10 protein-coding genes are annotated in these 9,499 nt (G+C 63.4%); 5 read left to right on the top strand and 5 right to left on the bottom strand.

What is annotated here, in order from left to right; translation table 11 throughout:
* The 4 genes from add to tmk form a co-directional block, all read right to left on the bottom strand.
* Window positions 1–733 (bottom strand): adenosine deaminase (add, locus tag FEF26_RS03070; RefSeq protein WP_138252061.1); only part of this gene is annotated, 733 nt, incomplete at its 3' end.
* 23 nt (window positions 734–756) lie between these two features.
* The gene (locus tag FEF26_RS03065) at window positions 757–2,400 is read right to left on the bottom strand and encodes an alpha/beta hydrolase (RefSeq protein ID WP_138252060.1); all 1,644 of its coding nucleotides are present in this window, start codon (window positions 2,398–2,400) and stop codon (window positions 757–759) included.
* Window positions 2,393–3,622 carry a DNA polymerase III subunit delta' gene (locus FEF26_RS03060; RefSeq protein ID WP_138252059.1) on the bottom strand — a complete coding sequence of 410 codons (1,230 nt, stop codon included), beginning with the start codon at window positions 3,620–3,622 and terminating at the stop codon, window positions 2,393–2,395. The genes FEF26_RS03065 and FEF26_RS03060 overlap by 8 nt, the downstream gene beginning before the upstream one ends.
* The gene (gene tmk / locus FEF26_RS03055) at window positions 3,619–4,278 is read right to left on the bottom strand and encodes a dTMP kinase (protein WP_138252058.1); all 660 of its coding nucleotides are present in this window, start codon (window positions 4,276–4,278) and stop codon (window positions 3,619–3,621) included. The genes FEF26_RS03060 and tmk overlap by 4 nt, the downstream gene beginning before the upstream one ends.
* Window positions 4,279–4,305: 27 nt before the next feature.
* Between tmk and FEF26_RS03050 the strand changes: the two genes are divergently transcribed.
* From FEF26_RS03050 to FEF26_RS03040, 3 genes are all read left to right on the top strand, one after another.
* Window positions 4,306–4,638, top strand: coding sequence for a DUF2516 family protein (locus FEF26_RS03050; protein ID WP_243730374.1), 333 nt, complete (start codon window positions 4,306–4,308; stop codon window positions 4,636–4,638).
* 91 nt (window positions 4,639–4,729) lie between these two features.
* Window positions 4,730–5,476: a phosphoglyceromutase gene (locus FEF26_RS03045; RefSeq protein ID WP_138252057.1), complete on the top strand. Its 747-nt coding sequence runs from the start codon at window positions 4,730–4,732 to the stop codon at window positions 5,474–5,476.
* A 179-nt stretch (window positions 5,477–5,655) separates the two neighbouring features.
* The gene (locus FEF26_RS03040) at window positions 5,656–6,606 is read left to right on the top strand and encodes a PDDEXK family nuclease (RefSeq protein WP_138252056.1); all 951 of its coding nucleotides are present in this window, start codon (window positions 5,656–5,658) and stop codon (window positions 6,604–6,606) included.
* 81 nt (window positions 6,607–6,687) lie between these two features.
* Here FEF26_RS03040 and phoU read toward each other — a convergent pair whose 3' ends face one another.
* The gene (gene phoU / locus FEF26_RS03035) at window positions 6,688–7,344 is read right to left on the bottom strand and encodes a phosphate signaling complex protein PhoU (protein ID WP_138252055.1); all 657 of its coding nucleotides are present in this window, start codon (window positions 7,342–7,344) and stop codon (window positions 6,688–6,690) included.
* A 176-nt stretch (window positions 7,345–7,520) separates the two neighbouring features.
* Between phoU and FEF26_RS03030 the strand changes: the two genes are divergently transcribed.
* A complete protein-coding gene (locus FEF26_RS03030; RefSeq protein WP_166432895.1) occupies window positions 7,521–8,759 on the top strand; it encodes a sensor histidine kinase in 1,239 nt (412 codons plus the stop codon).
* 26 nt (window positions 8,760–8,785) lie between these two features.
* On the top strand, window positions 8,786–9,466 hold the full coding sequence (locus tag FEF26_RS03025) for a response regulator transcription factor (RefSeq protein ID WP_138252053.1): 681 nt from the start codon (window positions 8,786–8,788) through the stop codon (window positions 9,464–9,466).
* Window positions 9,467–9,499 lie beyond the last annotated feature (33 nt).

The raw sequence follows: 9,499 nt of genomic DNA, 5'->3' as shown, positions 1-9,499 counted from the left end.
CCACATTAGACAGCGGGCACACGGTCAAGGGAACCTGCTCCCGCACCAGCCGCGCCACAAGCTCTGGGTCCGAAAGGCTTTGCACCCCGTGATCAATCCGCTCCACGCCAAGGACATCTAAAGCCTGGCGCACATAATCTGCCGGGCCCTCCTCACCAGCATGCGCCACACGCCGTAAACCATGCTCCCCGGCCAGCGCGAAGACCTCCTCGAACAAATGAGGAGGGTAATCGCGCTCCGCAGAGTCCAGGCCGATTCCGATGATCGGTGCTTCCATGTCCAGCAGCTGCTGAAGCACCTGCAACGCCTCGGCCGGGTCGCGGTCTCTTATGAAGCACGCAATCAACGACGAGCTCATGCCGTACTGCTCTGCGCTGTCAGCAAGGGCGGATGCGATTCCCTCAACGACAGTGCTCAGTTCCACTCCGCGGGCCATATGTGCCTGAGGGTCAAAGAACAGCTCAACGTGCCGAACCCCGGCCTCCGAGGCCCGCCTCAGGTAGGCGTGCGTCATCTCTGCGAAGTCCTCAGCAGCCACCAGCACCTGCATGTTCTGGTAGTACAAATCCAGGAACGACTGAAGATCATCAAACTGGTAGCGACGCTTCAGATCATCAATATCCTCATAGGGCAGCTCGATACCGGAACGTGAGACCAGCTCCCAGATCGTCTCCGGCTCCAGGGTCCCTTCAATATGGACATGCAACTCCGCGGTCGGCGGCGTCGACTTCATTGGACTCTCCATCATGAGCGGGGTCAGCACTCCTCGGTGCCGTCGAAGAGTTCACCATCAACCAGGTAGTCATCTACCAAGTCGTTCACACAGGTGTTGCCCAGCCCATATGAGATATGGCCCTCACCGTCGTAGATCAACAGTGAGGAGTTCGGCAGCATGCCGTGCACGTTCTCCGCCCACTCAACAGGGGTAGCCGGATCCTCTGTGCCACCAATGAGCAACATCTGGGGCAGCTCATCGCTGGGTTCCCACGGCTCGCCGGCGCGCTCACCCGGAAGCACATCGCAGAAGTCCGTATTGGGGGAGAGGAACTGCTCAGTGAAAGTCGTGTCCTCCCCATCAAGGAGGCCCGGGGCCTCCAGCCCTTCACCCTCGGCAGGGTAGTCGCTGCACATGATGGTGCGGAAGGACCAGCTGGAAATCCAGTCATAGGAGCCGTCAGGGTTTCTGCCGTCCGCGAGGTCCGAGATCTGCTGGAAGTACTCAGGGTTAGCCTCATTGACCCACAACTGGAGAGCCTCCAACAACACGTCCCGTCCACCGTCTAGGTACATAGTGGTCGACAATCCACCGAAGATAGTGTTCGCGGTGATCTGGCGCCCATCAGAGGCTGCCACCGGCGCCTGACGGATCTCATCGGTCAGCTCACCGATGCCATCGAAGACGTCCTGCGCATCGCCGCTAATCGGGCACTCCTCCTGGTCCGCGCACCATTCAGCGAAGGCCCACAATTGCCGTTCAAACCCAGCCGCCTGGTCCCCAGCGATTCCTGCCAGGCTCACCGACACGTCCATCACGCCATCGAGAACCCAGCGCCCCACCTCCTCAGGGAACATCTCCGCGTACGCTAGGCCCAGTTTGGTGCCATAGGACATACCAAAATAGTGCAGCTGACCCTCACCGATCGCCGCGCGAATAATGTCCATATCCCGGGCGGAGGAAATGGTGTCAATGTGTTCAATTATGTCCCCGCTGCGCTCTTCGCATTGGGCGACGATATCCGCCAGCTCCGCCGAGCTCAGATGCAGGTCAGTGTCGAAGCCCGCCTCACCGGTCTGCTGATTCCACTGGTCGTACTCACTGTCATCCATGCACTCCAGCGGTTCAGAACGCGCCACCCCGCGAGGATCGAACCCAATGATGTTGAACTCTTCGCGCAACCGGCTGCTGAAGACCGCATTCGCCTGATCGGCCACGATCTCATAACCGGAGGAGCCGGGACCGCCGGGGTTCATCACCACAAAGGGCAGGTCCTCCAGCGTGTCTGAGACGAACTCAATAGTGATCGTCTCGCCCTCTGGTTCGTCATAGTCCCGGGGGACCTCCACCGATCCGCAGTGCAGCTCACCCTCGCAGTCGCTCCACTCCACCTGCTGGTCGTAGAACTCCTCCAGCCCGGCCAAGGGGTCGCTCGGGAAGTGCGCCGGAGCCTCATGCCCTGGGTCAGGGGCGATCTCACGGTCACCGCCCTCCTCGTCCTCGGGTTCGTCCTCTGGTTCGGTGGCGTCGTCGTCATCAGTCTCTTCAGGGGCTTCGGAGGTGGTATCCGCCGCATCAGGAGACCCGGTCTCTTCAGGTTCAGGGTCCGCCGGGGAGCACCCCACCAGCAACAGAGCGACGACGCCGCCCACAGCAGTTATTGCGGACAGAGGACTTTTAACCACGTGGTCTCCTGGGAATCAGTTGCATCATGAGCGCTTCCATCGCCAGGGCCGGGGGAACATTCTGCGTAATCCGAACCCTGGAAGTGTTGAGTGCATCGAGACAGGCCAACGCCTGCTCAGCGGAGAGAGCCTCAGCCAATTCAGCCAGCTGATCGCGCAGATGCTCATTGATCAGCTCCGCGCCGGTGGCGAGCTTCACACTCAGCACATCCCGGTAGACGGCTGTGAGGTCAATGAGCGTGCGGTCCAACGAGTCAGTGACCGCCCGCTTGGCACGGCGGCTGGCCTCATCCTCTAGGCGTTTGAACTGGGCACGCAGCTTCGGCGGGACCTTCTCGGACGGCTCCAGACCCAATGACCGGCGCAGCGAGGCCTGTTCCTCAGCGAGCCGGGCATCAGATTCCGCGGCAGCATCAGCCTGGGCCATAGTCACCAGACGGGCAGCCGCCACAATCGCCTCCGAGGCCGACCTGACCTTCAAAGGAAGGGCCACCGTCTCCTCCCGGCGGGTGCGAGCATCAGAATCGGTGGCCAACCTGCGGGCGACCCCAATGTGATTCTGTGACACCCTCGCGGCGAACCGCGCGCGCTCAGCACTCAGCCCATCACGGCGGACCAGAAGCTCCGCCACGGCCTCCGTAGGAGGAATGCGCAGGCTCACATGGCGGCACCGGGAACGGATCGTCACCAACACATCAGCCGGCGATGGTGCACACAGCACCCAGACCGTCCGCGGGGGAGGCTCCTCAATAGCTTTCAGCAGGACGTTCGTGGCCCGCTCCGTCATACGGTCAGCGTCCTCGACCACAATGACCCGCCACCGGTAGCCCTGAGGCCGGTCCTGCGCCGTGGTGATCAGCTGACGCACATCGTCAATCCGGTAGCTGACGTTCTCCGTGGACACCAGCGACACTGCCGGGTGAGAACCCGCGGCCACCAAGCGGCAGGAATGGCAGTCCCCGCACCCTTGAGATTCGCAATTCAGGGCGGCCGCGAAAGCCCGGGCTGCGTTCGACCGGCCCGACCCCGGAGGCCCAGTGAACAACCAGGCATGCGTGGGCGCACCAGAATCCACAGCCGTCTGCAACTGTTCCACCACCGCCTGCTGGCCAACCAACTCGGCAAAAACCCCACTGGTGCCGAGGCGAGCAGGGGGCACGGTGCTGTGCGGCGTCGTCGTACTGTGAGAAGACTCTGCGCTGATGGGGGCCGCTGAGCTCATGGTGAGCTCCCGCCGCGTCCAAGCATTGGTTCAATCTGGTCGCGGACAGCCTGATGGATCGACTCAACAGCTGCTGTGCCGTCCAACACCAGATAACGGTCCGGCGCCGCAGTCGCGCGGTCCAAGAACGCCTCACGCAGCGCCGTGTGGAAGGCCACATCAGCAGACTCAATGCGGTCTCCCGCTGCGCCCCCATCACGGGCGGCCCGGCGTTGAGCCGAGACCACCGGATCCACGTCCAGCACCACCGTCAGGTCTGGTTCGAGCCCCTCGGTGGCCCACTCATTGACCTGGGCAACGTCATCCACACCGAGGCCGCGGCCCGCCCCCTGATAGGCCAGGGAAGAATCGATGTACCGATCACAGAGCACCACCGCGCCAGCATTAAGCGCCGGGCGAATCTTCTGCGACACATGAGCTGCCCGTGAGGCTGCGAACAGAAGCGCTTCGGTGCGCGGATCCACTTCGCCCTGACCGTGATCCAGCACCAGGGCACGGATGCGCTCGCCGACCTCTGTTCCGCCCGGTTCACGGGTCCGCACCACGCGGTGTCCGGACTGAGACAGCCACTGCTCCAGCAGGCCCAGCTGGGTGGTCTTGCCTGCGCCTTCGCCGCCCTCCAGGACAACAAACAGCCCGCTCGTCTCGTCGATCACGTACTCAAGCCTATAGGCTTAGGTCCTATGGGAAACCACTGCCTTGCGAGCCCACTGTGGGGCGCCGTCTGCTACACCGAAGCCATCATGCACATCGTCCTGGCGGTCGCGTGCATTGTCCTAGCCGTCGTCGCACTCGTGAAGTGCCTGCCGAAGAACGCGGACATGTTCTTCGTTCAGAACAAGCGCACCAAAGGCTTCTGGACCGGCATGACCGGTGGCGCTGTGGTGCTGACACTCATCGGATTCCTCGGCATCGGCCCGTTCGGACTGCTCTTCCTACTGGCGGGCGCCTGCATGGCCTCGGTGTACCTGGCCGATGTGAACCCTGCGGTCAGCGGAAAACCCGACAGCTTCTGAACCAGCGCTAAAGATCATCGCGCCGAGTAGACTCGCGGGCAGGACAATGACGTCGCGAATTCACTACCCCTGACGAATCGGAGTACCGGCAATGAGCTATGACCTGATCCTGCTGCGCCACGGACAGAGCGACTGGAATGAGAAGAACCTCTTCACCGGCTGGGTGGACGTACCCCTGACCGAAGCCGGCCGGGCTGAAGCCGCCCGCGGCGGGGAGCTGTTGGCCGAGCACAATCTGCTGCCCGATGTGGTCTACACCAGCCTGCTGCAGCGCGCCATCACCACCGCGCACCTGTCCCTGGAGACCGCTGACCGGCTCTGGATCCCCGTCAAGCGCGACTGGCGGCTCAACGAACGCCACTACGGTGCCCTCCAGGGCAAGGACAAAGCCGAGGTCCGCGACCAGTACGGCGAGGAGCAGTTCATGCTGTGGCGCCGCTCCTACGACACCCCGCCACCGGAGATCGACGACAACGACCCCCACAGCCAGACCGGCGACCCGCGCTACATGGACCTGGGCGACGCCGCCCCCAAGACTGAGTGCCTGAAGGACGTCGTCGAGCGTTTCATCCCCTACTACGAGTCCGAGGTGATCGGCGACCTCAAGGCCGGGAAGACCGTCCTGCTGGCCGCCCACGGCAACTCGCTGCGCGCACTGGTGAAGTACCTCGACGGCATCTCCGATGAGGACATCGCCGGGCTGAACATCCCCACCGGCATCCCGCTGCACTACAAGCTGGGTGAGGACTTCACCCCGCTGAACCCCGGCGGAACCTACCTTGACCCTGAGGCCGCCAAGGACGCGATCCAGGCTGTAGCCAACCAGGGCAAGAAGTAGGCTCCGCGGTCTCCCACACACAGCGTCTCAAAACTGCAGGAACTTGCGCTGAATCGGGGTGTGTTCCTGCAGTTCTGAGACGCGCTGTGGAGGATGGGCGCCACCTAGCCTGAGGTTTCGGTTTCCACAGCCTGTGGAAACCCGGCGCACGAGCTGTCGAATTCCGCAAAGCTGGAGGCATGAGACCTCCGACACCTCTTCCGCAGGAGCTGTTAGGGCAGACCTTTACCCGCAGCCAAGCGCGCGCCCTCGGGGTGTCGGATGCCAGGCTGCGTGCGCGGGACGTGCAGAAGATGGCTCGAGCCACATACCGCCACCTCACCCCTGATGCCCCATCTCCTCCGGCAGAGCGGGTGTCACCGGAGGTGCTCAGCGTGCTCTGTCGGCGATCACCTGCCATTCGAGTCAGCCACGTGACGGCGGCTCTGCTGTACCGGGTGAACCTGCCTTCACGGCTGGTGCGCGATGCTCCGATCCACCTCACAGGACGCAGCCGCTCCCACTACGGCGCCGCGGACCCCCCGGTGAGGCTCCACCGGAGCAGAGTGGGGCCGGGCTCCACGCACCAACTCCACGGGATTCCGGTGACGGCCCCGGCTGAGCTTTTCGTTGAGATGGCCCAGTACCTGAGCGCCACCGAATTGGTGGTCCTCGGAGATCAGCTGGTCAGGGCGCCTCGACAGAAGCTGGAGGGCAGAAGTGCCCCTTGGTGCAGCGTCCCAGCCCTGCGGCGCAGCGTCGCAGGCGCCAAACACAGATTCGGGATCCGCCGGGCCAGGGAGGCTCTGGAACTGGTCCGGGTCGGGTCAGACTCGCCGCCGGAGACCCTGCTGCGACTGGCGCTGTGCCGTGCGGGGCTGCCGGAACCTGAGCTGCAGATTCGGTTGGATGCTCGTGACCCCTACTCTCCGGCAGGCGATCTGGGGTACCGAGACGGCCGCCTGGTGATGCAGTACGAGGGCGAGCATCACTTCAGCGCCGAGCAGCAGGCCAGGGACGAGCGCCGCAACGCAGCCTTTCAGATGGCCGGCTGGACGGTCATTCAGGTCAACCGTGTGGATCTGCGCGAGGACTTCGCAGGCGCAGTCCAGCGCACGAGGACGCTTCTGGAGCGTCGTCGCAGCAACTGAGCGTCTCAGAACTGCGGAAACTCCCCCGAATCTGGGCGCAGTTCCTGCAGTTCTGAGACGCGCTGTGGGGCAGGCGGAGCCTCAGGCGACGGGCTTGGCTTCCCACTCGCCAGTGACCAGGTACTGCACCTTCCGGGCCACGGAGACGCCATGGTCGCCGAAGCGCTCAAAGAACCGGCTCGCCAGAGTCGCATCAGCGGTTGAGGCAGGTGAGGCGTCCCACTCCGGCTTGGCGATCGTGGTGAAGATCCCGGCGTGGAGCTCGTTGATCTGCTCATTCAGGGCGAAGATCTCAGAAACCAGTCCCAACTCACGGGTGTCCATGAGTTCCACGAGCTTCCTGGCGATCTCAACGTCTTTCGCCGCCATATCGCGGTACACCGTTACCAGCGGCGCGGGTGCCACTGGGTCTGGATAACGCAACCTCGTCAGCTGGGCGATATGCCGGGCCAGGTCGCCCATCCGCTCCAATGAGGTCGACATCCGCAGTGCGCCCACCACCAGCCGCAGGTCAGAGGCCACCGGTCCCTGCAGGGCCAGCAGTTCGATGGCCTTCTCATCGAGGTCATTCTGCTTGGAGTCGATCCGCGCATCGGCGGCAATGACCTCCTCCGCCAGCTGAACATCAGCGGTTTCAAACGACCGGTAGGCCTTCTCCATCGCCTCGGTCACCAACGCTGCGATGTCACTGAGCTGATCGCCCAGATTGTGAAGATCGTCCTGAAAGAGTTTGCGCATACTAAGTGGTCCTTTCTTGGCGCAGGGGCATGGTCAGATACTCCCCGGGGCGGATGAACACCGTCCCGCTGATCAGGCAACCAACAGGTGAACAGCTTATGAACTGTTGACCATCTGTCCACCGTTCGGCAACCGCCAGGCGATTTTTGCGCCTAAGCTGGGGCACTGTGGATTCCCTGCTCATTGCGGTACTGGCCGGCGTCGTCGGCATCGCCATAGGCGTGGTCGGTATGCACGCCTTCCGTGTGAGTGAGCGTCAGCGCGCCGAGGGAATCGATGTGGACGAGCCCACGATGCCCGAAGGCGCCAATGAAGTCCTCGCGTCACTGGGATTGGCCTACATTGTGGTGGACACAGTAGACGGTGTGGTCCGGGCGAATCCGGCCGCCTACGCATTCGGCCTGGTCCGCGGCCATACGGTGGTTCACCGGGAGGTGCTCCGGCTGACCGCCCGCGTCCGCGGCGACGGAGTCATCATCGAAGAGCAGCTGGAGCTTCCCCGCGGCCTGCAGGGGGAGACCTCCATTGTGGTGAACCTCAGAGTCGCACCCCTGGGGGATGAGTACATTCTGGTGCTGGCCGATGACCGCACCGAGGTCAGCCGAACCGAGGCGGTCCGCAACGATTTCGTCGCGAACGTCTCCCATGAGCTGAAGACCCCTGTCGGCGCTATCAGCCTGCTGGCGGAGACCATCGAGGGCGCGGCCGAGGATGATGAAGCCGTCCGCCGCTTCTCCAAACGCCTCCACAAGGAGGCGAACCGGCTCGCCGTTCTGGTCCAGGACATCATTGAACTCTCCCGGGTGCAGGGCAAGAACGTTGTCCACGCCGGTGTCCCGGTGGACCTCAGCATGGTGATCGCCGAAGCTGTGGACCGCTCCAGGTTGCCGGCGGAGGTCAAGACCATCGACCTGCGCGTAGGCGGAGACCTGCCGCGCCGGGTGCACGGCGACCCGGACCAGCTGACCATGGCTTTCCGCAACCTCATAGACAACGCAGTCCGCTACTCTCCGGAGGACACCCGGGTGGGGATCGGCCTGTCCTCCCGGGACGGGATCGTCCAGGTGACCATCACCGACCAGGGGATCGGGATCGCCCCGGAGAACCAGGAGCGGATCTTCGAACGGTTCTACCGGGTGGACCCCGCGCGCTCGCGGTCCACCGGAGGCACCGGACTGGGATTGAGCATCGTCAAGCATGTGGTGAGCAATCATGGTGGCGAGGTTGCGTTGTGGTCGCAGCCGGGCCGCGGGTCCACCTTCACCGTGCGGCTGCCCGAACTTGAAGAGGGCCTCGATGACCTCAGCGGCCTGGGGTATGAGGATTTCACGCACGACGACGCCGCACTGAGCCCCACCGAAAACACCTCTGACCACGCGCCACGCATCGAGAAGAAACAACGTCCGGCCTCCTAGCCGGATTCCATACAAGAGGAGACACCTTGACCAGGATTCTCATCGTCGAGGACGAGCCCTCGTTCTCTGAGGCGCTGTCCTACACCCTCCAGAAGGAGGGCTACGACGTGGTAGTTGCCGAAGACGGTAATGAAGCAGTCGACATTTTCGACAGAGAGGGTGCAGATTTGGTGCTGCTGGACCTAATGCTCCCCGGCCAGCCTGGGACGGAGGTGTGCCGGCAGATCCGATTGCGCTCGGCAGTACCGGTGATCATGCTCACCGCGAAAGATTCAGAGATCGACAAAGTCGTGGGCCTCGAACTCGGTGCCGATGACTACGTGACAAAGCCCTACTCCTCCCGCGAGCTGCTGGCCCGGGTTCGCGCCGTGCTCCGGCGGCATGTGGACACCGAGTTCGACGACTCCTCCACCATCGTGGCCGGCCCAGTCCGGATGGACATCGAGCGGCACAGCGTGGAGGTGGCTGGGCGCAGTGTGAGCCTTCCGCTGAAAGAGTTCGAACTCCTGGAAATTCTCATCCGCAACGCAGGCCGAGTTCTCACCCGCGGGCAGATCATCGACCGCGTCTGGGGCAGTGACTACGTTGGCGACACCAAGACTCTCGATGTGCACGTGAAGCGGCTGCGGTCCAAAGTCGAAACTGACCCCGCCAACCCCCGGCTGCTGGTCACGGTCCGTGGCCTCGGCTATAAGTTCGACGACTGAGTCGGCAGAACGGTCCGGGCATCCAGCTAGACT

Origin of the sequence: Nesterenkonia salmonea (assembly GCF_005771525.1) — a bacterium.
Lineage (GTDB): Bacteria > Actinomycetota > Actinomycetes > Actinomycetales > Micrococcaceae > Nesterenkonia > Nesterenkonia salmonea.
This window is presented reverse-complemented; position numbering and strand designations above follow the sequence as displayed.